Here is a 590-nt window from a genome sequence, read left to right as displayed (position 1 = left end):
CGAGGGCTCCTGGCAGGACTGGAACAACCAGGACCCCACGTCCCCGGCCAGGGACTGGACGGCGGACGCCAACCAGCGCGCCGCCCTGGTGAAGGCCCCCCAACGCGGCGCGGCCACCGAGCTGTTCGCCATCGACGACGAGACGATCCCCGTGGCCGGGAGTGGGTCATGACCACGAATGCCTATTCCTTCCTGCCCTGGCTGCGGACCGGCATCGCCACCCGGATCACCGACGACCCCGGAACCGCCGAACGCGCCAGCATCCCCGTCACGCTCCGGGTGACCGGGGACGCCCTCACTCGCGGCACACTCGTCCAGGACGTGTCACGTGAAGTCCAGTTGTACGGTCCTGGGGACGTCGTCGGGGTGGATGCGCGGGCGATCTCGCGGACCGAGCCACGGCCGGGCGTCACCAACGTGGAGCCGAACTACCTGGCCCATATCGAGTTCTCCGACGAGGACTTCCTCTGGCGCTACAGCCCGGCGGCGTCCGGCAGCGGTACCAAGCGGCTGGCTCCCTGGCTGGCGCTGGTCGTGCTCGCCGCCTGCGCCGAACCGGGCGGCGGCGCGGCGGAGTTCGGCGAAGCCGC

The 590-nt window shown here is 71.4% G+C and carries 1 pseudogene; it reads left to right on the top strand.

Features of this window, described 5'->3' with window-relative positions:
• Window positions 1-168 precede the first annotated feature (168 nt).
• Window positions 169-590: pseudogene (locus tag O3Q52_RS53920) on the top strand (hypothetical protein); the annotation flags it as partial.

Source organism: Streptomyces sp. ActVer (genome assembly GCF_027270795.1).
Lineage (GTDB): Bacteria > Actinomycetota > Actinomycetes > Streptomycetales > Streptomycetaceae > Streptomyces > Streptomyces umbrinus_A.
This window is presented reverse-complemented; position numbering and strand designations above follow the sequence as displayed.